The 24,154-nt window shown below is 64.3% G+C and carries 25 protein-coding genes and 1 tRNA gene; 4 read left to right on the plus strand and 22 right to left on the minus strand.

Translation table 11 applies throughout. From position 1 onward, the window contains the following. Positions 1–54: 54 nt before the first annotated feature. The 10 genes from GCU68_RS02260 to GCU68_RS02305 all read right to left on the minus strand — a co-directional run bounded on the left by GCU68_RS02260 (position 55) and on the right by GCU68_RS02305 (position 7,125). A complete protein-coding gene (locus tag GCU68_RS02260) occupies positions 55–768 on the minus strand; it encodes an SOS response-associated peptidase (protein ID WP_152938846.1) in 714 nt (237 codons plus the stop codon). A gap of 420 nt (positions 769–1,188) precedes the next feature. Further along, positions 1,189–1,270, minus strand: a tRNA-Ser gene (locus tag GCU68_RS02265). A 27-nt stretch (positions 1,271–1,297) separates the two neighbouring features. Beyond that, on the minus strand, positions 1,298–1,573 hold the full coding sequence (locus tag GCU68_RS02270; RefSeq protein ID WP_193565064.1) for a hypothetical protein: 276 nt from the start codon (positions 1,571–1,573) through the stop codon (positions 1,298–1,300). Between the two features lie 3 nt (positions 1,574–1,576). Beyond that, entirely contained in the window at positions 1,577–1,957 is a 381-nt protein-coding gene (locus GCU68_RS02275; RefSeq protein ID WP_152938847.1) for a Rid family detoxifying hydrolase, read from the minus strand. 44 nt (positions 1,958–2,001) lie between these two features. Next, on the minus strand, positions 2,002–3,213 hold the full coding sequence (gene ilvA / locus GCU68_RS02280; RefSeq protein WP_152938848.1) for a threonine ammonia-lyase: 1,212 nt from the start codon (positions 3,211–3,213) through the stop codon (positions 2,002–2,004). Positions 3,214–3,465: 252 nt separating this feature from the next. Further along, entirely contained in the window at positions 3,466–3,873 is a 408-nt protein-coding gene (locus GCU68_RS02285; RefSeq protein ID WP_152938849.1) for a gamma-glutamylcyclotransferase family protein, read from the minus strand. A gap of 164 nt (positions 3,874–4,037) precedes the next feature. Next, complete coding sequence (citZ, locus tag GCU68_RS02290; protein ID WP_152938850.1) at positions 4,038–5,186, minus strand: citrate synthase; 1,149 nt, start codon at positions 5,184–5,186, stop codon at positions 4,038–4,040. 169 nt (positions 5,187–5,355) lie between these two features. Further along, positions 5,356–6,006: a helix-turn-helix domain-containing protein gene (locus GCU68_RS02295; protein WP_152938851.1), complete on the minus strand. Its 651-nt coding sequence runs from the start codon at positions 6,004–6,006 to the stop codon at positions 5,356–5,358. Between the two features lie 114 nt (positions 6,007–6,120). Then, positions 6,121–6,483 carry a cell division protein SepF gene (locus tag GCU68_RS02300; RefSeq protein ID WP_008160391.1) on the minus strand — a complete coding sequence of 121 codons (363 nt, stop codon included), beginning with the start codon at positions 6,481–6,483 and terminating at the stop codon, positions 6,121–6,123. A gap of 162 nt (positions 6,484–6,645) precedes the next feature. Next, positions 6,646–7,125 (minus strand): RNA-binding protein, encoded by a 480-nt coding sequence (locus GCU68_RS02305; RefSeq protein ID WP_152938852.1) that lies wholly within the window; start codon positions 7,123–7,125, stop codon positions 6,646–6,648. Positions 7,126–7,248: 123 nt separating this feature from the next. Here GCU68_RS02305 and GCU68_RS02310 point away from each other — a divergent pair, with 123 nt between their 5' ends. After that, a complete protein-coding gene (locus GCU68_RS02310) occupies positions 7,249–7,542 on the plus strand; it encodes a DUF7562 family protein (RefSeq protein WP_152938853.1) in 294 nt (97 codons plus the stop codon). 174 nt (positions 7,543–7,716) lie between these two features. After that, positions 7,717–9,018 carry an RNB domain-containing ribonuclease gene (locus GCU68_RS02315; RefSeq protein ID WP_152938854.1) on the plus strand — a complete coding sequence of 434 codons (1,302 nt, stop codon included), beginning with the start codon at positions 7,717–7,719 and terminating at the stop codon, positions 9,016–9,018. 40 nt (positions 9,019–9,058) lie between these two features. Here GCU68_RS02315 and GCU68_RS02320 read toward each other — a convergent pair whose 3' ends face one another. Further along, a complete protein-coding gene (locus GCU68_RS02320) occupies positions 9,059–10,426 on the minus strand; it encodes a cytochrome P450 (RefSeq protein ID WP_152938855.1) in 1,368 nt (455 codons plus the stop codon). 81 nt (positions 10,427–10,507) lie between these two features. Here GCU68_RS02320 and GCU68_RS02325 point away from each other — a divergent pair, with 81 nt between their 5' ends. Further along, complete coding sequence (locus GCU68_RS02325; RefSeq protein ID WP_152938856.1) at positions 10,508–11,155, plus strand: helix-turn-helix domain-containing protein; 648 nt, start codon at positions 10,508–10,510, stop codon at positions 11,153–11,155. A gap of 4 nt (positions 11,156–11,159) precedes the next feature. Here GCU68_RS02325 and GCU68_RS02330 read toward each other — a convergent pair whose 3' ends face one another. The 8 genes from GCU68_RS02330 to rtcA all read right to left on the minus strand — a co-directional run bounded on the left by GCU68_RS02330 (position 11,160) and on the right by rtcA (position 18,677). Continuing rightward, the gene (locus GCU68_RS02330; protein ID WP_152938857.1) at positions 11,160–11,693 is read right to left on the minus strand and encodes a GNAT family N-acetyltransferase; all 534 of its coding nucleotides are present in this window, start codon (positions 11,691–11,693) and stop codon (positions 11,160–11,162) included. Positions 11,694–11,931: 238 nt separating this feature from the next. Beyond that, complete coding sequence (locus GCU68_RS02335; RefSeq protein ID WP_152938858.1) at positions 11,932–12,405, minus strand: Hsp20/alpha crystallin family protein; 474 nt, start codon at positions 12,403–12,405, stop codon at positions 11,932–11,934. A gap of 180 nt (positions 12,406–12,585) precedes the next feature. Beyond that, a complete protein-coding gene (locus tag GCU68_RS02340; RefSeq protein ID WP_152938859.1) occupies positions 12,586–13,755 on the minus strand; it encodes a PGF-CTERM sorting domain-containing protein in 1,170 nt (389 codons plus the stop codon). 175 nt (positions 13,756–13,930) lie between these two features. Further along, positions 13,931–14,209: a lipoyl domain-containing protein gene (locus tag GCU68_RS02345; protein ID WP_152938860.1), complete on the minus strand. Its 279-nt coding sequence runs from the start codon at positions 14,207–14,209 to the stop codon at positions 13,931–13,933. Then, positions 14,206–15,219: an alpha-ketoacid dehydrogenase subunit beta gene (locus tag GCU68_RS02350; protein WP_152938861.1), complete on the minus strand. Its 1,014-nt coding sequence runs from the start codon at positions 15,217–15,219 to the stop codon at positions 14,206–14,208. Before GCU68_RS02350 ends, GCU68_RS02345 begins: the two co-directional genes overlap by 4 nt. Further along, a complete protein-coding gene (locus GCU68_RS02355; protein ID WP_152938862.1) occupies positions 15,216–16,271 on the minus strand; it encodes a thiamine pyrophosphate-dependent dehydrogenase E1 component subunit alpha in 1,056 nt (351 codons plus the stop codon). Before GCU68_RS02355 ends, GCU68_RS02350 begins: the two co-directional genes overlap by 4 nt. Positions 16,272–16,468: 197 nt before the next feature. Next, positions 16,469–17,422, minus strand: coding sequence for a bifunctional 2-dehydro-3-deoxygluconokinase/2-dehydro-3-deoxygalactonokinase (kdgK1, locus tag GCU68_RS02360; protein WP_152938863.1), 954 nt, complete (start codon positions 17,420–17,422; stop codon positions 16,469–16,471). 148 nt (positions 17,423–17,570) lie between these two features. Next, positions 17,571–18,677, minus strand: coding sequence for an RNA 3'-terminal phosphate cyclase (gene rtcA, locus GCU68_RS02365; protein WP_152938864.1), 1,107 nt, complete (start codon positions 18,675–18,677; stop codon positions 17,571–17,573). A gap of 113 nt (positions 18,678–18,790) precedes the next feature. Here rtcA and GCU68_RS02370 point away from each other — a divergent pair, with 113 nt between their 5' ends. Beyond that, complete coding sequence (locus tag GCU68_RS02370) at positions 18,791–20,122, plus strand: MFS transporter (protein ID WP_152938865.1); 1,332 nt, start codon at positions 18,791–18,793, stop codon at positions 20,120–20,122. Between the two features lie 41 nt (positions 20,123–20,163). On the opposite strand, the gene mutL is transcribed toward GCU68_RS02370, so the two are convergent. From mutL to GCU68_RS02380, 3 genes are all read right to left on the minus strand, one after another. Then, on the minus strand, positions 20,164–22,374 hold the full coding sequence (mutL, locus tag GCU68_RS02375; RefSeq protein WP_152938866.1) for a DNA mismatch repair endonuclease MutL: 2,211 nt from the start codon (positions 22,372–22,374) through the stop codon (positions 20,164–20,166). Then, a complete protein-coding gene (locus GCU68_RS21915; RefSeq protein ID WP_264373472.1) occupies positions 22,371–22,496 on the minus strand; it encodes a hypothetical protein in 126 nt (41 codons plus the stop codon). The genes mutL and GCU68_RS21915 overlap by 4 nt, the downstream gene beginning before the upstream one ends. Before the next feature lie 141 nt (positions 22,497–22,637). Beyond that, the gene (locus GCU68_RS02380) at positions 22,638–24,152 is read right to left on the minus strand and encodes a right-handed parallel beta-helix repeat-containing protein (protein WP_152938867.1); all 1,515 of its coding nucleotides are present in this window, start codon (positions 24,150–24,152) and stop codon (positions 22,638–22,640) included. Between the last annotated feature and the right edge of the window lie 2 nt (positions 24,153–24,154).

Consider the following 24,154-nt stretch of genomic DNA (forward strand, 5'->3'; position numbering starts at 1 on the left):
CAGCGATCATCAAATGGGATACTTCGCCATATTTAAGAGTGACTGGAATTGCGGTCACGACTCGAGTGGCTCGACTACCGACGGGTCGTCGGTCGACGGATCGTTGACCGCCTTCGAGACGGGGTACGCTCGCAGTTCGTCGGCCGGATACGGCTCGAGCAGTGCCTGTGGGTCGTCGGCAGTCAGCCACTCGCGTTCGTTCTCGGGCTCGAGGATAACGGCCATCCGATGGTGCAGTTCCGAGACGAGGTCGTTCGGTTCGGTGGTGACGATGGTAAAGGTCTCGAGTGGGCCAGTGTCGGTCGCGTCGTCGACGCCGCCGCCGAAGGCGTCGAGGCCTGTCTGCGTCGTCGCCGGCTCCCAGCGCTCCCACAGGCCAGCCATCGCAAACACCCGATCGTCCTCGAAGCTGACTCGGTACGGCTGTTTCCCCGATTCAGTCTCGACCCACTCGTAGAAGCCGTCTGCGGGAACGAGACACCGTCGCCGTTCGTACGCCTCGCGAAAACTCGGCTTCTCGGCGATGGACTCTGCCCGCGCGTTGATCAGCCCGCCGCTGTCGTCGTCGGCCCACGATGGCACCAGCCCCCACTCGAGGTGCTGGATCGTATCCGGCGCATCGTCCATGACGACCGGGAGCTGCTGTCCCGGTGCCATATTGTACCGTGGCGTGATCGACTCCGGTTCGCCGCTTGCATTCGAGACTCGAGCGTCGAAGCGGTCCTCGAGGGTCGTCTGGTCGACCATCAGTGTGTAGCGACCGCACATGCCACACACTCCGTTCCCCCTGACTAAATCGTTGTCCGCTCGTCGGTGTGACTAGGCGCTGACTCGAGTATGCGGTCCATACTCCGCCGGAACGGGACGGTAAGTGCCCTGTTACGATATTCGATCCCGGTGGCACACTCGTTGGGGTCACGATGACGGATCGATACGAGATGGTGGTGTGTCAAAACGGTACGTTAGAACTCAGAGATCCGGACGACCCCGATTGCTGGATTGCAACCGACTCGCCGGCCGAACTCGAGCGGTAACCGTCTCGCCTCCGCGGTGTCGCTCGTCGCTCCATCGTTTTTTGAAACGGCGTGTGTCTTCGCTGCCCGAGACGCGTCGCCACTCGGGCAATGTTTCTCGAACCGGTTCCGTGTGGAGGGACGTGTCGCTCACGAGTTTGTTCGCGGCAAAAGACGCCAGGACAGGGATTTGAACCCTGAATCCCGAAAGGGAACACGCTTTCCAGGCGTGCGCCTTACCGTTCGGCCATCCTGGCCTACCTGCTCATAACCACGTCGGTCGTTTAACTCTTACTTTTGCCGTCGCCGCCGTGTGACTCGGTTTCACCCGCCGCACGGCGGGCCGACCACACGGCGATCCGATGCTCGAGAACGTACGCGCTCCCCGCCGTCGCGACGCCGACGAGAACGGCGACGAGCAGTCCCTGAGTGATCGAGACGAGTGGGTCGACGGCGAGCGTGTAGCCCTGGACGAGCACGAGGAAGGCCAGCGCGCCACCGAAACCCCACAGGAGTGCAGAGAGGAGCCGCGGTGACAGTCCAGCGACGGTCACTTGCATTCCTTACTCGAGCGAGGCGATGGCTTCGATTTCGATGCCGACGCCTTTGGGGAGGGCAGCGACTTCGATGGCGCTTCGAGCTGGCGGCTCGTCGTCGAAGTAGCTGGCGTAGGCCTCGTTCATCGCGTCGAAGTCGTCGATGTCGTCGAGGAAAACGGTGACTTTGAGGATGTCTGCGGAGGTCGCCCCGGCCTCGTCGAGAACGGCATCGAGATTGTAAAGTGCCTGTTCAGTCTGGACGTCGATCGGTTCGTCGTCGAGGAGGTCACCGTCGGCCGTCAGTGGGATTTGGCCGGCGGTAAACACCAGCGAGTCGTCGGTCGTCGCCTGACTGTAGGCACCGACTGCGGCAGGTGCGTCGTCGGTCTGGATGATCCGTTTCATATTCCACTCCTCGGCGCGCCCGGGCTTAAAACGAGGCGATACCGCTACGCGAGGATGTCGACCGGGTAGCCGGCGTCGCGGAGATCGGAGAGGAACGCGTCAACGTGGTCGGGGCCGCGCATCTCGAGTTCGATCTCGACTTCGGTATCGCTCATCTCGACTTCGCGGGAGGTCCGGTCGTGGTGAATCGCGTAGATGTTCGCCTGATGGGCGGTGAAGATCTCGAGGAGGTCCTCGAGTGCGCCCGGACGGTCTTTCAGCACCGTCCGAATCTTGAGATAGCGGCCGGTCTCGACGAGCCCGCGGACGATGACGTTCGTCAGCGTGTTGAGGTCGATGTTGCCGCCACAGAGGGCGGCAACGATCGTCTCGTCGTCGTCGTAGTCGAACTGCTCGAAGAGCACCGCCGCAAGCGGCACCGCACCAGCGCCTTCGACGAGCGTCTTCGACCGCTCGAGGAGATAGACCAGCGCGACGGCGATCTCGGGATCGGAGACGGTGACGACCTCGTCGACGTACTGCTGGATGTAGGGGAACGTCTGCTCACCGATACTGCGTGTCGCGATCCCATCCGCGATGGTGTCGACCCCCTCGAGCGAGACGCGTTCGCCTTTCTCGAGGGAGGCTGCGGCGCTCGAGGCTCCGTCGGCCTGCACGCCGATGACGCGCGTGTCGGGTTTTTGCGCCTTGATCGCCGTAGCGATCCCGCTGATGAGGCCGCCACCGCCGATGGGGACGACGACGGTCTCGACGTCCGGGCAGTCATCGAGGATCTCGAGCCCGATCGTTCCCTGCCCGGCCATCACGTCCTCGTCGTCGAAGGCGTGGACGTAGGTACGGTCTTCCTCGCGTTCGATTTCGTGGGCACGCTCGGCGGCTTCGTTGTAGTCTCGCCCCGCGAGGACGACCTTTGCACCGTAGCTTTTCGTCGCTTTGACTTTTGAGATCGGTGCGTGTTCGGGCATCACGATCTTCGAGTCGACGCCCGCTCGCGTCGCCGCGAGCGCAACGCCCTGTGCGTGATTACCCGCACTCGCGGTGACGACGCCCGCCTCTTTCTGTGTCTCCGAAAGCGTCGCGATCCGGTTCGTCGCGCCGCGGATCTTGAACGCCCCCGTTCGCTGGAAGTTCTCCAGTTTCAGGTGGACGTCGGCACCGGTCATCGCTGAGTACGTGTGCGAGTGTTCGAGCGGTGTGTGTCGAGATGTCTCACGCACCCGCTCGCGTGCCTCGAGAATGTCGGCAAGTTCGAGCATACGCCCGACTACTCGGCTGGTGTTGTAAGACTGTCGGGGACTGGTCAGCCAGACGGCCCAGCCCACACCGAGTCCCGCGACAGGACTGTGTTGCCGATCGGCAACACGACAGGGAATACAGGAATGCACGGCGTGTGACGTGCGAGTGTAGAAGGGAACGCGTAGCATATAAAGCTCATGGCTCCAGGGTGAAAGTGAAAACGCAAGACGTGAGGGCTGTTTTCGGGATGTCCGACGCTTGTCTGCCGGACGTCATTCGGTACGTCGTAACACGGCGTTCGATCGCTCGAGTGCCGTGCGGACGGCTACCCGAAACGACGGCGCGTCGGGCCACGACGCATCGCGCTCGAGGCCGAGTCGTGCCGGATCACCAACGTACACCTGCACGGATCGCTGTTCCATGTCCGGCACCGAAACCCGCGCGTACAGTCCGCGATCGACGCCCTCGTAGCGATCGAGTCGCTCGAGTGCGGAGTCGTCGACGGCGAGCAGTCGTCCCTCGACATGCCCACCGGGTACGAGCGTCGGATACCGGCCGTCGACGCGGTGGAATCCCTCGAGGACGGCGTCACCTCGAAACTCGTACGCTCCGGGACCGTTGCCCAGAAGCCGCTCGACCCGCTCCGGCTCGGTCAGCGTTCCGTACACGAAGACCAGCACAGCCGAATGTTCGGGTGCGGTCGCCTTGGCCGTACTGCCCACTGACTTCGATTCCGGTGGTGCAGTCGACGCCCGCTCGAGAACGGACAGTACCGCGTTCCGGTGAGGGAACGGCAAACAGAACGGAAAAACGGTATCGGCCTATGAAGCCGGCCGAAACGGCGTTATCGGTCCGAGATCGGAACGAACGTTTCGTCTTCTGGGCCGGTGTAACGTGCGCGTGGGCGGATGAGTCGGTTGTCTTCCTGATACTCGAGGACGTGGCCGACCCAGCCACCGGCACGGCTCATCGCGAAGATCGGGGTGTACATATCGATCGGGATGCCGAGCTGGTAGTAGACCGAGCCCGAGTAGAAGTCGACGTTCGGGGCGATGCCTTTCTCGCCCAGCCCTTTCTCCTCGGTGAGGTACTGTTCGATGGTCGTCGTGTAGTTGTACCACTTGTCCTCGCCGTTGTCGGCGAGTTCCTTGCTGCGTTCTTGAAGGATCTTCGCTCGGGGGTCTTTGACGTTGTAAACGCGGTGGCCGAAGCCGGGGATGCGTCGTCCTTCTTCGGTCGCCTGTTCGACCCACTCGCGGTGGTCCAAGTCGCTTTCGTCGATCTCTTTCAAGACCTCCATGACGTCCTGATTTGCGCCGCCGTGGAGTGGGCCGGAGAGCGCGCTGATGCCGCCAGTCACGGCGCTGTAGATGTCGGCCATCGTCGAGCCGATCACCATCGCGGTGAACGTCGAGGCGTTCAGGCCGTGGTCTGCGTGCAGGATAAGCGCCTGATCGAAGGTTTCGGCGTGGATGTCGCTGGGTTCCTCGCCGGTTAGCATATAAAGGAAATTCGCCGCGAGCCCCAGATCAGGGTGGGGATCGAGCGGCTCCTCGCCGAGACGATAGCGCTCGAACGCCGCGAGCGCGGTCGGAATCTTGGCCGTGATCCGCCGTCCCTTTCGAAGCGACGCCTCGAGGTCCTCGGGATCGGCGTCGCGTTCGGGTTCGGTGGCCGAAAACATCGAGACCGCAGTCCGGAGTGCGGCCATCGGCTGCTCGTTTGCCGCCGCGAGTCGCTCCATCGTCGCGAGCACGTCGTCGCTGACCTCGCGCTCCTCGTTGAGCGCGGCGGTGAACGACTCGAGTTCGTCCTCGTTTGGCAGGTGGCCGTGCCAGAGGAGATAGACGACCTCCTCGTAGCTCGCATTGCGGGCAAGATCTTCGATCGTATAGCCTCGATAGATCAGTCGACCTTCGTCGCCGTCGATCGAGCTGAGTCCGGACTCTGCAACAAGGACTCCCTCCAATCCTTTCTTGAGATCGTCAACCATACTCGGCATTTCGCACCCCGATGGAAAAGTATTGTCGTTTGTTCGCTGTCACGCCCGAAGACGTGTGATGTCACCGTTTCGTCGGGTAGATACAAAAACTGAACGACTGATTCTACCACTTGAATAGACATCCGTTCACTGTTTAATCATCGGGGTGGATTATTTTACATTATTTTTCGAGAATGGCATTCATCAGCTTCGTTTGGGCAGCGGCGAGATGCTCGGTGAACGTCGAGCGCGCAATGTCGAGTTCCTCGGCGACGTCCGTCGCATTTGCCCCTTTCGGATATTCGAAATAGCCGCACTCGTGGGCCGTCTCGACGATCTCTCGCTGGCGCGTCGTCAACAGTTCCCGGTCGACGATGACGGGATCCGTCGACTCGTCGTGGTCCTGCGTGAGGTCCTCGACGAGGACGCCATCGAAATCCGCGCGGAGGTCACCGACGATCTCGGCGACCGACTCGAGTTCGAGCGTTCGAAACGACAACAACAGCGAACCGTGCTGTGCGCGAACGGAAGCGATCGGCGTCCCCGTTTGCTCGATGATCTCACACGCGCACTCTGCGCCGGCGTCGCGCTCGAACCGATAGACGTCCTCGTGCTCGCTCGTCTGTACTGCAGTCAGGTCGGTCCCGGCACGTTCGGAAACCGTCTCCGCCGACGGGCCGGCAGCGACGCCGAACTCCTCGACGACCGTTCCACCAGTCGATGCCTGCGAGCGCGTGACGGTGGTGATCGGCTCCTCGGTAGTCGCCGAGGCGTCGGCGATCGGACAGTCCGTGGGTTCGTTGACGACGACTGTGGCTCGAAACCCGCTCATGCGTGTCACTTCGGCATCGCTTCTAATAACCTGACACCGGAATTCCCGGCCGGTGAAAACCACGAGGTCCGACGGGGAGCCAACACAGTCCGCGGAACCGATCACAAACGCCGTTTAGGCTCGCTGGCCCAGTTTCTCGCGGCTGATTCGGACGCCGGTCGGCGTGATAATCATCTGATCGTCGCCTTTCCGGACGATATCGCCGTCGACTTCGTGGGCGACCTGCCGGAGTTCGTCAACGATGTGTTCGACGGTGCTATCCTCGGTTCGCAGACGGGTGATATCCGCAATGACGATATCGCCGTCGTAGACGGCGTCTTTGATGTCGATCGCATCGGCCTGTCCGCTGACTTCGGCGATATGGACCTGCATCGCCGCGTCGGCCGAGCTCGCCGAAACGTCGTCGAGGTTCAGTTCGACGTAATCCTCGGCGGTTCGTGACTGACTGCCACCGAGAATTTTGCTCATAAATCCCATTGGCGTAACCCACCGCCGCCGCCAGTATAGTTCTTACGTCAGACACTGTCTTGTGTGCAGTAGTTGTCGGCGAGAAATTTCGAACGAGCACCGACAGAAACGATATCCAGACAGTGATCGAACACATGCCAGAAAGAGCGTATACGGCGACTCGAGCGTCGATTAGCCGGTGAACTCGTAGAGGTCGTCGCCGACGTGATGCAGCGAGTCGACGACCTTGCCCTCGTCACCAGCCATCTCCGAGCCCTCGACGCGAGCGCGGCCGACGGCAAGGACTTTTCCGTGGGTTTCCTCGGCGATGACGACCAGATCGCCGGGCGAGATGTCGTCCGTTGCCGCTGTAATCCCGGGGCGCATCACGTCCGCGCCGTCGCTGACGAACGAGATCGCACCGGTGTCGACCGTGACGAGTCGACGGTCTGGTTCGTAGGCGTTTGCCCCACGAACCGTCAGGAACGGTTCGTCGCCGAAGTAGGCGACCTGCGGTTCGCCGTCGATGAGGATGACCTCCCAGTCGGTGTCTTCGAACTCGACGCGCTCGTATGCGTCGCCGTCGGGGGTGACGCCGAGTTGCTCTGTCAGGGTGTCCTCTAGATCCGAAACGGCATCGCTGCGGAGATGATGGCGAGACTTGACCTGCATACCCGGTCAAACGAGCGGTCCGGAAATAAAAGGCCCGTTCCACCGACCGATCGACCACTGTGACAGTCGGGACCGCCGACGAATGCGACAATTGCTAAGTACTAGCACGGAGTGGTGATAGCCATGTGGCCCTCCCGGAGCCGCACAGAGACGGTCACGTGTCTGGCCTGTGGCGACCAGATAACCCGGTCGATGGCCCGCGAGTACGACAAACACGGCGATCGCTGGGACCGAAAGCACAAAGCGTTCGAGTACCTCTGCAAACCCTGTCACACCGACCTGTGTCATTATCCACGGACCGACCTCGAGGAGGTACTCGTCGAGAGCGGGGCCGGCGACACCGACGAGGCGACGTTTCTCTCGACGTATCTGCAGACCGTCGAGGAACGATACGGGAAACTCGAGGAGGAGTCCTGAAACGGTCTGCTGTCCGTGTGAGTCGCCGACACGAGCTGTACTCGGTGAGCAGCCGGCGCGATACTACTCGGATCGAACGAGCGCAGCGAGTGGCCCGAATCGCCGTGATCGTGTGGGACTCGAGCACCCGGCCGTCCCGACACGACTTTCACCCTTTCGTTCGTACCACACCGTATGAGTGACGACGCACAGGCCGAAGCCGGTACGGCCGAAGGGCAGGGCCCAGTCGAGATCAGCGAGGAGCTCGCACGACATCTGGAAAACAAACGCGAGGAGCTGTTCGAGAAGTTCGAGATCCGCGACGAGTTCCCCGCGACGGTCCTCGAGGAAGCCAAAGCGCGAACCGAAGGCGTCGAGGCGGAGATTCAGGACGAACTCGACGAACGCAAAGACCTGCGGGACCTGACGACGTGGACGACGGACCCGATCGACGCACAGGACTTCGACGACGCGCTATCGATCGAGGAACGCGAGGACGAGTACGTCCTCTGGGTCCACATCGCCGACGTGACCCACTACGTCAATCCCGAGACGGCGATGTGGGACGAAGCCGTCGAGCGCGGGAACACAGTCTATCTCCCGGGCTATACGATCCATATGCTCCCGCCCGTGCTGGCCGAGACGGTCTGTTCACTGGTCCCCAACGAGGACCGACTGGCACACACGGTCGAGATGCACCTCGACAAGGAGCACCTCTCCTACGAGACCATCGACATCTACAAGTCGGTCATCGAATCCGACGAGCGACTCACCTACTCGCAGGCCGAGAATCGTCTCGAGGATCCCGACGCGCCATTGCACGAGGAGAACAAACTGGTGCATGAAGTCGCCGACCGGATGCACGAGCAGCGCAAAGAGGACGGCTCACTCGTCCTGAACCCCGCCCGTGACCGCGCTCACACGATCATCGAGGAGTGTATGCTCAAGGCCAACAAGGCCGTCACGCACGAACTGATGTGGAATCGTGGCGTCGAAGCGATGTACCGAGTCCACCCGCAGCCAAGTCCGGACGAGTGGTCCGAAGCCCTTCGAGAGATTCAGGACCTAGACGGCGTCTCCATCCCCGGCGACACGTGGGACGACCCACGAAAGGCCGTCAACGCGACGCTCGAGGACGCACCCGGTCGCCAACTCGACAAAATCCAGTGGGCGGTGATGAAGGTGATGCCCCGTGCGAAGTACATGAACGACCCATTCGGCGGCCACCACGCGCTGAACTTCGAGATCTACGGCCACTTCACGAGCCCGATTCGCAGGCTTAGCGACCTGATCAACCACTGGATCGTCTACCAGAACGACGTGCCGGAGAACCTCGTCGAACTCTGTGATCGCGCCAGCGACAAACAGAAAGACGCCGAGCAGTGTGAACGCGAGTACAAGAACTTCCTGCAGGAGGTCGGGCTCGATCCGATGGCGGTCAACAACCGCGGCATCGAAGTGGTCGAAGACGAGGAAGAAGCGGAGAAAACGCTGTAAGCGACGCGAACCGAAAGAAACGCGACGCCGAAGGGATCGACTACCGTTTTTTCACTCGCAGTTCGACAGTGCCGGGATCGAGCGTGAGTCCGGCCGAGGGCGACAACGAGTCGGTGACGCGCTCGAACTCGAGTCGCCGAGCGAGGGCCGCGAGCGCGAGTTTTAGTTCGACCCTCGCAAAGCGCATCCCGAGACAGTGTCGCGGCCCGCCGCCGAACGGGAAGTACGCGTACTCGGGCCGGTCACAATCCTCGAGCCACCGGCTCGGTCGAAACGTCTCGGGAGCGTCCCACCACCGCTCGTCGCGGTGAATCCCGTAGACCGAAAGCTGGAGGGTCGTCCCTTCCGAGATCCGGTAGCCACCGAGGGTCGTCGTCTCGACGGCCTCGCGGTAGAGGTCCGTCACCGGCGGATAGAGGCGCAGCGTTTCGTCGACGATCGCGTCGGTGTACTCGAGGGCTGGAAGGTCGGCGATCGTCGGATCGCGGTCGTCGCAGACGGCCTCGAGTTCGCGCTCGAGGCACTCTCGAACTGCGTCGTCGCCGGCGAGATACCAGCAGGCGAACGTAAGCGCGGTGGCGCTCGTCTCGTGGCCGGCGACGAGGAGGGTGACGAGCTGGTCACGGACGGTCTCGGGGTCCATCCGGGTGCCGTCGGGGTACTCCGCCCTCGCGAGCAACGAGAGGAGATCCCCACCGTTCGCTTCCGCCTCGCGTCGCTGAGCGACCAGCCTCGAGACGAGGGCGTCGAGATCGGCCATCGCGCGCTCGTACGCCGGTTCCGCCGGCGTCGGAATCCACGAGGGCAAGATCGTGCGGAGCGCGAAGCCGCGAGGACTGGCGTAGGTCGACAGCGCGCGGGTCGCCCGTCTGACCGTGGCCGCCCGCTCGTCGTCGAACTCGAGGTCGAATAACGTCTTCGTGAGCACCCGGAGGGTGAACGTCGAGAGCGGGTCTCCCACGTCGACGATGTCGCCGTCGTCCCAGCCGTCGGCGAGCGCCGCGGCCTCCGCGACCATGGAGTCGGCGTACGCTTCGATTCGGTCTGGCGTGAACCACGACTGGAGGACGGTTCGCTGGCGACGCCAGCGCTCGCCCTCGGTGAACACCACGCCATCAGGAGCGATGCGGTCGCCGAACTCCCTGTCCAGTTCGCCTTTCCGGAACTCGTCGCTGCGCGAGACCAGGACCTGTTCGACGACCTCGGGGTCGAAAACAGCGGCCATATCGGCGCCGAACGCCTCGTAGGCCACGACGTCGCCGCGCTCGCGTGCCGCCTCTGTGAACGCAAGCGCGTCACGCATGATCGAGAGCGAGCTCCCGACCACCGGTACCCCGTCGAGTCGTGGCGGTGTCGTCACCTCGAGGTCGTGCGTTGCGTCGACCGTCCGCGAGCGTGAATCGCTCATACTCGAGCAATGGATCGATACGACTGTCGCCGTTTCCGCGAAGCACTGAACGTCATTATACCAGCCGACGAACGACCAGGTATGCACTCGGCGGATCTCACCCTGCGACTCCCGCAGTCGATGCAACTCCCGACGCCCGATGCAGACGCCGTCTACCGAGAGGAGCTGCTGTCTTGGGACATCGACACCGGTAGCGAAACACTGCGGTTTCTCTCGCGATTCGTCGGTGATCCCGAAGCGGCCCGCGACGCAGCCGCCGACCTCGAGATCGTCCACCGGTACGAACTCACGCCCGTCGGCGAAGGGACGTACTACGGCTACGCGGTGTTGAATCTCCGTACCGTCGACGCGACGCTGATGGGAATCTTCGACGAACTCGGGCTCGTGATCGTCCCGCCGATCGTCTACACCGGCCGGCAAACGGCACAGCTCAGCATCCTCGGCGAACCGGACGCGTTAGCGGGCGTCCTCGAGCGCGTTCCCGACGACGTCGGCGTCGAGGTCGAGCGTGTCAGTGAGCACCGACAGCGAACCGAAACGCTCGCCGGGAGGGTAACCGGCCGCCAGTTCGAGGCACTCGAGACGGCTCGAGACCTCGGCTACTACGACGTCCCGCGGACGGCATCGCTGGCGAGGGTCGCCGACGACCTCGGCTGTTCGGAGAGCGCGGCGTCGACGCTGCTTCGCACTGCCGAGTCAGCGCTCGTCGACGCGGCACTCGGACGATGAGCACCTAAACCGATTTCTCGTAGACGGATTCCTCGAGGCCGTCGGCCAGATCCGTCTCCCGCGTCGCGACGTGTTCGAATCCGGCAGCTTCGGAAAACGAAATCCCGCGCTCGTTGTCGGCGAGGACGGCCAGGCGCAGCCGATCGAACGTGTCGCCGAGACTCGCCTCGAGCGCCTCAAGTAGTGCGGTCCCGACACCCTCACCCCACACGTCCGGTCGGACGTAGAGTCGAGTCAGATATCCCACAGCGACGTCCTCGGGCCACGGGACGACCTGTACGAAGCCGCGACAGTCGCTCGCGAACCCGTCGCCGGTGGCGGCGTCGCTACCCTCGGCGACCAGAAAGACAGCGTCAGCGCGGCCACTCGCGTCGCTGATCGACGACTCGAGGTCGCCGATCGCGTACCACTCGTCGACGATATCGTCGACGCGGTCGGCACCGAGGAGATCGTCGTACGCGGCGTGCCAACTCTGGCGCGCTGTCGCGTGGACGGCCCAGATATCGTCGACGGTCGCCTGTCGGACCGCTTGGGTCACGCGTGTCCCTATCATACCGGGAGGGAAAAGGACATGGCCAGCCGTTGACTGGTTGTACGGATACTGATATGATGGGAAGATATGAACGAGAGATAGTTGTTTCAGCGCCGTTATCGTACTGATGAGAGCGATTACTCGATTTACTTAATGGTATGGATATTGGAATGTACGTTGAGAGCGTGGTCGGGATGGTCGCCGGCCGTTGTGCCGAACGGGGCCGAGAGCGCCACCGATCGGCTCACTCGATCTCGATGTGATGGCCGTCGTCGTCGCGGTCGTCGTCGACGATCGGCAGGTGCACCTCGAGGACGCCGTTGTGATAGCTGGCGGTGATCTCGTCGGTGACGATCGCTTTCGGGATGGGGACCTGGCGTCCGACCCGACGCGAGCGGACGGATCGGTAGGCGTCGGAGCCTTCCTCGACGTCGGTCTGGGCTCGGATCGACAGCACCCCGTCGTCGAACGTGAGTTCGATGTCCGACTTTTCGAACCCCGGCAGGTCCATCACGTAGACGTAGCGATCGCCCTCGTCCTCGAGGGTCGCAGCCGTGTCGTCACCGACCATCGACGGCATCATCTCGTGTTCACTCCCGCGCTCGAGGGCGGGGCCGAAACCCGGCGTGTCGAACTCGGACAGCCAGGCCGATCGGAGCTGGTCGAAGGCGCGGTCCATCTCGCGGAACATGCGATTCATCTCATCGAAGGATCTCATGGATATTCGGAGATCCATAGGCGACTGGTAATAATAAGGATTGCTGGCTGTTGGTTAGCACACGAAAACAGCTATTTGGCGTAAATATCGTCGGTTCCAGTCCACACGTCTCGACGCGTTGGGTTCGCGACTCCGAAAGCGGTTCGGCACGCGGTCGTGTCGGCGGCGTCCAGCGGCTGACTACCGGATGCGTGCGCCGACGACGGCGAGCAGCGCGCTGATCGCGGCGGCAACGCCGAACCCGGGCACGCTGTCACTCTCGCTCCCGTCAGCGTCGTCTTCGGTGTCGCCCTGAATCGCAACCTCGCGCTCCGAGAAGTGATCGACTGCGACGAGCACGTCAGCGGCCGCCGACGCCTCGCTCGAGTGGGTCACCATGTATCGCGGCTCCTCGCCGATCCCGCCCTCGAGGTCGCTGTACGAATCGGCTTCGACGGCAGCCTCGCCGTCGACGGTCACCGCGAGGTCGTCGGCGCTGTCGGCGGCCTCGAGCGCGGCCTCGGAGACGGAGACGATGACGATCGTCCCCTCGTGCTGGGCGCGCTTGACGACCATCTCGAGGCGATCTTCGCCGTTGCGCTGTGCCTCGACGGCGATGTCCTGACCGTAGGTGGCGACATCGGCGACGCGGTCGCCGTCGGCCTCGGCGGCGTAGACTTCAGCGGTTGCCGTTCCGTCGGCGATCAGTCGTTCCTGTTCGACAGCGTCGTCGTCGTGCTCGTCGTCGGCATAGGAGCGAAAGACGAGCGTCGACTCGCGCTCGAGGTCGGCCGTCACGTCGCCGTTATCGGTAACGGCGACCTCGCCGTCGCCGGCCACGAGGAGGACGCCGGTTCGGTCACCGCTGTCGACGGTGACGCGGTCGCCCTCGTCGCTGACCTCGGCGGTGCTGTCCTCGGAGAGATTCAGCTGGACGTACTGGGCTTCCTCGCCAGCGTCGACGGTCAGGATGCCGCGTTCGGTGTCGTGTGCCGCCAGCGAGGCCGATCCCTCGGTGGCGATCTCGGCCCGGGTCTCGGTCTGGGCTGCGATCTCGAGGCCGATTCCGGAGAGATTCGTCACGGCCGAGAGACCGACGTCAGCGCCGATCCCAGTCTGGCTGTGATGGTCGCGTTGGGACTCGACGGTCACGTTCTCGAACACCGACTGGCCGCCGACCCGGTAGTCGACGATGGCATTACTCGCGGTGTCGAACGCGACGTGGGTGCCGGCGTAGGCGTCGGCCTGTCCGTTCGTCATCGCATCCGATTCGACGGTCTGTGACGTGCCCACGACACCGCCAACGGCGGCGACTGGCAAGGTCGCCGTCGTGACGAGCACTGCGAGCACAACGGCTACAGTTCGGGTCATCGTATCCGGACCATTGGAGACGCTTATAAAGTAGCTTCTGACAAAACCGTCCAAACGTCCTGCCAGTACACGATTCGACGCCCGCGATCGTATCAACAAAACATACGATCAGCGCCGATTGCCGGTGAGCGTTGACCGCCACTCGTGCTTGAGGGCGTGAGATGCGCGCCCCGTCTCAGTTCCCGGCATCCGACGCCGGCGTGAGGTATGCAAGCGCCTCGCCGCGCTCGAGTTCCGCGTCTTTCTCGAGGACGATCTCGTCGACGGTCCCGCTCGTCGGGGCGGCGACCTCGACGTCGATCTTCTCGACCTGAAACGTACACAGGTGGTCGCCCTCGGCGACCTGACTGCCCTCGCTGACGAACCACTCGAGGACGAGTCCCTCGTTTTCGTCCGCGTCGGCCGGCCAGAAGTCGGCCGAATCGAGCGCCACGCGCGATTCGTCGGCACTCATGACTGGGTGTTCCGAATCGCGTTTTCGATGTCGTCGCTATCCGGGAGCACCCTGTTCTCGAGCGGGCGCGCGTACGGCAGCGGGACGTCCGGAACGGCGAGCCGTTCGACCGCCTCGAGAGCGTCCGGCTCGGCCTCGACGACGCGGGTGATGACTTCGCCGGTGAGACCGAACGAGCGGTAGTCCTCGTCGACGACGACGAGTCGGCCGGTCTTTTTGACCGACTCGAGAACCGTCGCCTCGTCCAACGGAACGAGCGTCCGGAGGTCAATCACCTCGACGTCGATGCCATCGTCGGCGAGTTCCGCGGCGGCCTCCATCGCGCGGTGGACGTGCAAGCCGAGCGTGACGACGGTGACGTCGGTCCCCTCGCGCTTGACGTCGGCCTGCCCGAACGGGATGGTGTAGGGCTCCTCGGGAACGGGTGTCTTCGGGCCGTCGGGGGCCGGCATCCAGCCGATCCCCATCAGGCGCTTGTGGAACATGTAGACGACTGGGTCATCATCCCGGATGGCGTTGTGCATCAGCCCCTTGGCGTCGTAGGCTGTCGAGGGAACGACGACTTTCATTCCCGGGAGGTGGGCGAAGGTGCCATACAGCGTCTGGGAGTGTTGGGCCGCGTCGCTGTAGGTGCCGCCGACGGCCGTCGTCAGGACCATCGGGACGCTCACGTTCGCCCCGCTCATGTAGGTGTTTTTGGCCATCTGGTTGTAGAGCTGGTCCATACAGACGCCGAAGAAGTCGACGAACATCAACTCGGCAATCGGTCGCATCCCCTCCTGTGCGGCCCCGACTGCCGCGCCGATGTAGGCCGTCTCGCTGATCGGGACGTCCATGATCCGATCGTGGCCGAACTCGGAGAGTAAGCCGTCCGTCGAATCGAAGATGCCGCCGTAGTCGGCGACATCCTCGCCCATGTAGAACACGTCCTCGCTCTCGCGCATCTCGGTCGCGATGGCCTCGACCATCGCCGTGCTCATCGTCGCCTGTCGCCCCCCGTCGTCGCTCATCGGTCCGCACCTCCGTTGCCGGCGAACTCGGGCGTCGGGTCCTCGTCTGTTACACCCGACGGTGGGTTCGAAAACACGTCCTCGAGGGCGGCGTCGGGAGCCGGTTCAGGCTGTTCTTTGGCCCACGCGATCGCGTCGTCGACGCACTCGTGGGCGTCCTCGCGGATCGTCTCCCGTTCGTCTTCGTCGACGCCGGCGGCCTCGAGGTCGGCCGCCAGTCGCTCGATGGAATCTCGTTCTTGATGGCGCTGTTGGTCCGCCTCCGGTCGATACGTCTCCGGATCTCCCATGAAATGACCCATCCGGCGGTGGACCTGCACGGACATGAGCGTCGGCCCGTTGCCGTCTCGAGCGCGACCGACCGCATCGGCGGCGGCCTCGTAGACCGCGGTCGCGTCGTCGTGGTCGATCCGAACCCCCGGCATGTCGAATCCGGCAGCGCGTTTCGAGCCGTCCTGTGGGACGCTGATCCGCCCTTTGGGCATGCTGATCGCCCAGTCGTTGTCCTCGATAACGAAGATCACTGGGAGGTCGTGCAGGCTCGCGAGGTTAAGCGACTCGAGGAAGGCCCCCTGACTGATCGCACCCTCGCCGAGGTAGGCGACCGCGACGCTGGATTCGTTGCGCTTCATAGCGGCCAGCGCCGCGCCGACGGCGGGCGGACAGCCCTGCGCGATGATGCCGCTACAGGCGAAATTGACGTCTGGGTCGAACAGGTGCATGTGCCCACCCTTCCCGGCGCTGAGGCCGGTTTCGCGGCCGAAAATCTCCGCGGTCATCCGTTTCAGATCGACGCCCTTCGCGATGGCGATGTGGTGTGGCCGATGCGGTGCCGTGACGGTATCTTCGTCGGTCAGATGTGCACAGACGCCGGCCGCGGTCGCCTCGTGGCCCGCCGCGAGGTGGAGTTCACCCGGAATCGGTCCGGCGCTGATGTCGAACCCCGGCGTCTTCCCCTCCATGTACTCCTCTTGGAGGCGCTCTTCGTAGTATCGCGCCGTTACCATATCTTCGTACATCGACCGTAGTTGTGTGGTGGTGACAGTCCCCATGATCCGTCCGCATACACCCCATCGGCTAGTATAACGTTGTTCACCAGCCTCACAGCCTGACAGTCACGCACTGGTTGTGGAGCCGGCAGTGCACTCGAGTCAACCACCAAGGAACGACGTCCGTCGAAACGACGAGAACAGCACGTGCGGGCGACGAACGACGAAAACGAGTCGGTCGGACAACCTGTCTGCAGTCGTCAGCGGGAAACCGCCGTTCCGCCCTCGGCAATGACTGCGTCGACTTCGTCTTTGGTGACCAGCGCAACGTCGCCGGGGATCGTCCGCTTGAGCGCGGCCGTCGCCGAGGCGTACTCGAGCGCGGTCGGGATGTCCTCACCGTGGAGTCGGCGGGCGATGAACGCGCCGGTAAAGGCGTCGCCGGTGCCGATCTGTGAGACCGTCTCGGTCTCGTAGACGTCCTGCTCGTGGACGACACCGTCGTGCCAGCCGACCGCGCCGTCGGATCCGCGAGTGACGATAACCGTGGTGAAGTTGTACTGGGAGCCGAGTTTGTGGGCGAGTTGTCGCGGATCGCCCTCGAACCCGAGGACGTCCCGGGCGTCGCGAGCGGCGATTACGAGCACGTCGATTCCCGGGAACAGCTTCGTCAGCGTCTCTTCTGCCTCCTCGGGCGACCAGAGCTTGCGCCGGTAGTTGAAGTCGAAGGCGGTCGTCGTCCCGCCCTGCTTAGCCGCCTTGAGCAGGTTCAGCGTCGTCTCACGCAGCGTCGGAGAAAGCGCGGGCGTGATCCCGGTCGTGAAGAAGACGCGGGCGTTCTGGATCGTCTCGAGGTCGAACTCGCGGGCCTCTGCGGTTGTGATAGCAGCGTTCTCCCGGTCGTAGACGACGTTCGTTCCGCGGGGTTTGCCAGCCCGCTCGAGGTAGTAGGTGCCCTGTCGGCCGCGGTGGCTCCAGACGACGTCAGTCTCGATGCCGTGCTGGCGGAGTTCGCCGACGACGCGTCTGCCGAGTGCGGTCTCCGGTACTTTCGAGAGCCACGTCGACGTCGCACCGAGTCGATCGGCGGCGATTGCGACGTTGCTCTCTGCACCCGCCGCGCGGACCTCGAATTCGGCGGCGGTCTCGAGGCGTTCGTTGTCCGGCGGCGACAGGCGAAGCATCGTCTCGCCAAAGGTGACAATGTCGCTCACGGCTCGGCCCTCCGGGCGTGTCGGTCGATGTGGTGTGTGTCGGTCATACCCGGACCAACGAACGGCGTCGGTATAAGTTGTGACGTTATGTTGGTTTCCTTGAATGTATGTGAATTGACGCAGTGCCGGCGACGCCTCAAGTGCCTGCCTACGCGTCGACCGTCGACTCGACCGTCACCAGCGCCGTCTCGCCTGCCTCGTCGTGCTCGCAGTCGAGCCGTGCGCCGAACGTTTCGAGGAGGTCACAGCTCGTGGCGACGTGGTCCGTGAGCGCAGGCACACGCAGTCGTCCGCCCTCGAGCGCGAGGTAGACGAGCAGCTGATCGGCCATGTGGTGGTCGACCGGCGGCGCGCGCTCGCCCGTGCGTTCGAGGAACCGGTTTGCGGCGTCGGCGGCGTCCTCGCCGACGCGTTCGGCTGGCGTGCCCCGTTCGCCGAGTGCCGACCAGCCCGCGATGCCGGTTCCGTGATCGAGTCGGAGCACGATCGCCGACCCCGGCGATGGGCTCGATACAGTGGATTCGCGGCGCTCGGTGAGTTCGATCCCGGTGTCCTCGAGCGACAGTCGCTCGAGCGCGCCTGCGGCCTGCCGGTGAGCCACGTCGCGGTCCGCGAGCGACGCCGACTCGACCGAGTAGAGCCGGATCTCAGCGGGCGAGCCGCGCTCGCCGAGGTCGATCGGCTCGAGGTTCGAGGGCGCGAGATGCAGCGTCGCTCGACCGCCGCCGTTGGGATAGAACCCGCGCCGGTCGACGTCGCAGGCGGCGGTGAGACCGAACCGGCGGAGCAGTGGGAGTTTGACGTTACGGAAGTAGTCGAGCGGCGGCGACCACTTGACATCCGTCCCACCGGTGACCGTCACCGAAAGCTGCGAGTCGAGCACCGACGCGAGCGGCAGGAGGGTATCGAACAGCAGCGTCACGCTGCCGGCGGTCCCGATGTCGACGGCGTACTCCCCACCCGGAAGATGGCCGCGCTCTTGCCCACGCCAGCCCGTCGCATCCGTCGTCGATTCGAGGGCGGGATCGAACTCGATCGTCTCCGCGCCGAGTTCCGCTCCCGACACGTCGGCATCACAGAGCTCGGCCATCGTCTCGAGGACGGCCAGATGCTGGTGAGCCAGCCCGGGGGTCGGTCGATTTCCGCGGACGTGCTCGAGGCGAACGGGCACATTCTCCAGGACCGACAGGGTCAGCGCGGTCCGGACGAACTGGCCGCCCGCTTCCGAGCCGTCGAGTTCGCGTACGGCGGTCATAGCAATCGGTACGACCTCGAGTGTCCTACCGTTGGTGGTGTCGGCGGTACAGCGGGGTTCCCAGCGTGCCGCTTGGCCAAGTTTTTCAGTCACACACAAGGGAGTGTCAGCGAATGCGACTGTGGACGGATCCACTCAGACGGCGGTGGCTCCTCTGGGCAACACTGAGCGGCTGCTTCTTGCTGGTTAACGTCAACCGACTCTCCACTGCAGTGCTCTCCGAGAATCTCATGGCGGCCTTCGAGATGACTGGCACGCAACTGGGGACGCTGCACGCGATCTTCTTCTGGGTGTACGCGTTCATGCAGATTCCGACGGGTATCTTCGCCGACCGGGTCGGTCCCCGATTGACGGCCGCGGCCGGCGCAGTCGTGATGAACGTCGGCGTCGTCTGGTTTGCGTTCGCAGACGGCTACCTCACGGCGGTGTTCGGTCGCGGCCTCATCGGTCTCGGCGGGAGCGTCATCTTCGTTTGTGTCCTCCGGTTTTGTGCCAACTGGTACCGCGCCGACGAGTTCGCGACGATGAGCGGCGTGACGTTCGCCGTCGCCGGCTTCGGCGGCGTCTTTGCGACGACACCGCTCGCGCTGGCTGTCGAGGCGTTTGGCTGGCGATCGACAGTCAGCTTGATCGGCGTCGTCGGTCTCGCGATGGGCGTTCTCGCCTTCGTCTTCGTCCGCGATACGCCGGTCGATGCCGGCTTTGAGCCGCTCGAGGGCGTCCCGGGACAGGAGACACTCACGAACGCACAACTCGCACACCACCTCTCGAGCGCGCTCCGGGACCGCTGGATCTGGGTCGTGTCCGTCATGTTGTTCTGTTTGACCGGGGTGAACCTCACCCTGTTCGGGCTCTGGGGTGTGCCCTATGTCGTCCAGACCTACGACGTCTCGGTGACGTACGCCTCGACGCTCACCCTACTCGGCGGTGTCGGCCAGATGATCGGTCCACCGGCGGTCGGCTGGCTGTCAGATCGGCTCGAGAGCAGGGTCGAGTTGATGGTTGCCGGCGGCGCGTGTTACGTCGTCTGTCTCGCCCTGATCGCGATCACCGGAAACCCGCCGCTGTTGGTCGTCGCCGTGGTGTTCCTGCTGGCCGGAGTCATGCTCGGGACGTTCGTCCTCGGCTACCCGGTCGTCAAGGAACGCCACCCGAGCAGCGCCAGCGGCATCTCGACTGGGACGGTCAACGGCGCATCTTTCTTCGGTGCAGCACTCCTCCCGACTGCGATGGGCTGGGTGCTCGACGCCTACTGGACCGGCGACCTCGTCGGCGGCGTTCGCGTGTACACGGAAACCGGCTACCGGCTCGCGTTCGCCATTGCGACCGCCGCCGGCGCGATCGCTTTCTGCTGTACGCTCTGGCTGTACTGGCAGGAGCGCACGACGATGACAGACACTGGAACGCCGAGTCTCGAGGGCACAAGCGGGGAGACGAGCGAATAGCAGCGCGCACCTATCGAACCGCGACGGGCCTTGAGCGCGAGTTATCCGCTGTGACCGGGATAGTCCCGCTCGAACCGATCCTCGATCTCCGCCGCGTCGAACTCGACGAGCACCGGGCGGCCGTGCGGGCAAGCATAGGGGTTCGCACAGTCGTCTAACGCCTCGAGGAGGTCGACCACCGATCCCTCCGTCAGCGACGTGTTCCCGGTGATCGACGGGTAACAGGCCAGATCGCCGAGAAAGTCGTCGGCCAGCGCGTCGACCGTCTCGGCACCCGACTCCCGGTCGCCCTCGACGAACGACGAGAGGACGTCCCGCAGGCGTTCGGGTTCGATAGTCTCCTCGAGCACCGCGGGTACCGTCGTCACGGCGACCGTTCGGTCGTCGATCCGGTCGGCGTAGAATCCGAGCCGGGAGAGGGCCTCTCGGTAGCTCTCGAACGCTTCGGCCTCGACAGCGGTCAACTCGAGTTCGACCGGCGAGGCCAGCGCCTGTGCGGCGGGGTCGTCGGCGAAGGCCTGCTGCAGCCGCTCGTAGTTGACCCGCTCGTCGGCGGCATGCTGGTCGATCAACACGAGGCCGTCGGCCGTCTCGCAGACGAGGTAGGTGTCGTCGTACTGGCCCAACACGCGCAACGACGGCAACGAGTCGAACGCGGTCTCGTCGCCGGTCGCGGCCTCGCCCGTGAGCGTCCGCTGTTCGGTTGCAGCGTCGAACTTGCGACCCGGGCGAACGCCGCTCGAGTCGCTTTCTGACGAGGTGCGCTCGTCGCTCGAGCGAGCCGCGTCGCGATCGCGGGTGCTCGACTCGCGTATCGAGGCGGCGGACGCCGTCGGTCGGTCACGACCGGTATCGATCGTCGACTGGCTGTCGGGCGGTCTGGACGTCGACTCGTCGCCGTGGGAAGAGCGACTCGAGGATGATGTCGCTGCTGTCGACTCGCTCGCGTCTGGCGATGCTGTCGTCCCACCCGTCTCCGTACCGCCCGAATCGGAACCCGTCGGAGTCTCACTCTCACTTGAGGCGTCGCCAGCCGAAGCAGTGTCAGCCGTCGGCTCCGGGAGGTCGTCACCGGTCGTGTCGTCCGCACTCGAGAGCGGCTCTTGTGGGGGCTCGTCGCTCGATGCCCTGTCGCCGCCTCGAGCCGTTCCGGGCTCGAGTCGCGCCTCGCCGGGAGCCGACCGACCACGAGGGGCGCGCGATCGAAGGAGGCCGTGCTCGAGCAGCGCCGATTCGACGGCGGCGTCGACCTGCCGGCGGACGGCGTCGTCATCGTCGAAGCGAACCTCCCGTTTGCGCGGGTGGACGTTGATGTCGACGGCGTCGCCGGGCACCTCGAGAAAGAGCGTGACGAACGGATACCGGTCGCCGCCGAGTTGGGTTCCGTAGGCACCCATGATCCCCTCGCGAATCGCGTCGGCGGTGACGGCGCGACCGTTGACGTAGGTGGCGAGATACTCCCGACTCGAGCGATTAGTTTCGGGGTGAGAGACGAGTCCGGAAACGGACTCGAGGGGGCCGGGTGGCAGTTCGTCGGCGTCGACCTCGACGGGGATCATCGCAGAGGCGACCTCGCGGCCGTAGACCGACAGGACGGCGGCCTGCAGGTCGCCCTGTCCCGTCGTTGAGAACACCTCACGACCGTCGTGAGTCAGGGAGACGGCCACGTCAGGGTTCGCGAGCGCGTAGCGAGTGACGACGCGGTTGACGTGGGCAAACTCCGTCGCCGTCGTCTTGAGGAACTTCCGGCGCGCGGGCGTATTGTAAAAAATGTCGTCAACCTCGACGATGGTGCCTGTGGGACAGCCCGTCGGCTCGACACTCGTTACGTCGCCGCCCTCGTAGACGAGTTTCGTGCCCGCGCCGTCGGCGTTTTGGGGCCGGGACTGGATCGTCAGCCGCGAGACGGAACCGATAGTGTGCAGCGCCTCCCCGCGAAAGCCGAGCGTGGCGACGCCCGAGGTGAGATCCTCGAGGCCCTCGATCTTGCTCGTCGTGTGCTGGCGAACGGCGGCCCGAAGGTCGGCCTCGCTCATGCCCGCGCCGTCGTCCGCGACGCGGATCGATTCGGTGCCGCCCTCCTCGACGGAGACATCGACGCTCGAGGCGTCGGCGTCGAGGCTGTTCTCGACGAGTTCTTTCACCGCGCTGGCGGGGCGTTCGACGACCTCACCGGCTGCGATGCGGGCGACGGTGTCCTCGTCGAGCTGGTGGATGTCCGTGTCTGCTCGCTGGTCGTCGGTGCGGGTCATGGCTCGCTCCGCTCGAGGTCGGCACGGTCGTGAACGTCGGAATCGGGACGTGTGCCGGTCATTCGTAGTCGATCCGGTCGGTCAGCCGTCGATCGCCCGTCGCGTCCGATCGTTCGATGCATGCGTTTTCGGTAGTGGTCAACCGAAGTTAAACTGTGGATTACTGATCGAACACGGTTTGTGGTGCCGGTAGCCGCTTCAGTCGATTCGGACCGACTGGCTGTCGTGAGCACACCCGAGTCGCGCCATCGACGACAGTCCAGTTACGACGTGGTCCACGCTCGAGTCTCGCCGTCGACGACGACCTCCGTCCCGACGTCGTCGAAGGTGACGCCGCCGTAGGCGACGCTGCTTCCGGGTCCCGAGTAGATGCCCGCAGTGCCACAGTCCGCCGCCCGGGCGGTCGTGAGCGTCGCATCGACGTTGTCTCTGAATCGGAACGCTTGATGGTCCGCGCCTTTCGCCGTGACGTTGGTCAGTTTGAGGTCGTCCATATCGTCGAAGATGATCGCGTTCGTGAACGCACCGTCGACGACGACGTTCGAGAGCGCGGCGCTGGCGAAACCGGACGCGTACAGTCCCGATCCGGACGCCAGCTCGCTGTCGTCGGTCCGGATCGTGACGTTGTCGATGGTCAACGCCCGCCGGCCGTCCTCGAGGTGGCCGATCGAGATTCCTCGCGCGTTCTCGAGACACGAGACGCCATCGATGGTCAAATCGTCGACCAGTTCGTCGGGGTCGACCCTGATCGCCGAGTGCTGACAGCCGGAGATGTAGCCGTCTTTGATCGTGATCGAGTCGTTGCTTCCGCGATGGAGGTGGACGCCGTAATCGGGGTCGTTCGTCGGATCGATCTCGAAATTCTTCAGCGTGCAGTTCGTGCTCGGCGTGTCGTCGCCCGCGACGAGTGTATCGTGTTTACCGTTCCAGACGCTGTTCCAAGCAGTTCCCGGCTGTTGGCTGTCGAACTGCACCGGCGCATCCGAGTTCCCTGCGCCACCACATGTCGCCCAGAAGCCGTCGATGACGACGTTCTTGCACGATACGACGTCGATGTGATGATAGTAGACGGCATCGCCGTAGATCCGTTCCAGCCGAACGTTTTCCGCGTGGGCGGGCATGATACCCGTCGCGTTCGGCGCATCGATCCGAACGTCACAGACCGCCCAGTTCGACGCGCCACCGTAGCCCGATTCGTCGTAGCCCCGATTCGAGAGGAGGGCCCGTCCCTCCTCTCCGTCGGGCCGTGGCCCCTCGAAAACCGTCGCCCGACCCGCACCACGCACGATCGTCTCGTCTCCGATCAGCGGCGTCCGCTCCAAGAGATAGCGCCCGGGCGGGAAGTAGACGATCCCGCCGCCGGCCTCGGCGACCGTCTCGAGGAGGTCGTGTACGTCCTGACCAACCTCGGTCGTGCCGTCGCCCTCGATCCCGTGGGCCTCGACGTTCCACACCGGGGTCTCTTCGGTCCGCGCGTGGACGAGCTGTGCCGCCTCGAAGCGTGCCGCCTCGAAGTGGCTCGTCCCCGGCACCGGCTGGTCGGGGCTACCGCGGCCGCTGAAGTACGTCCAGTCGCTGCTCTCGGCGTCCCAGCGCCAGGTAATCCCCTGATCGGTCGCGTGGTAGAGTTCGTCGTCGTACTCTCCCTCGGCCGGTCGCTCGGTGATCGGGCCGCGGACGATCGCGTGTTCGTCCACCGCCTCGACCGTGTCGGTGTGATCCCACTCGTCGCCCCGTTCGTACGTGCCGAGCCCGAGTCGCGGTGTTCGATCAGCCATGG

The sequence above is a fragment of the Natronorubrum aibiense genome, from assembly GCF_009392895.1.
Lineage (GTDB): Archaea > Halobacteriota > Halobacteria > Halobacteriales > Natrialbaceae > Natronorubrum > Natronorubrum aibiense.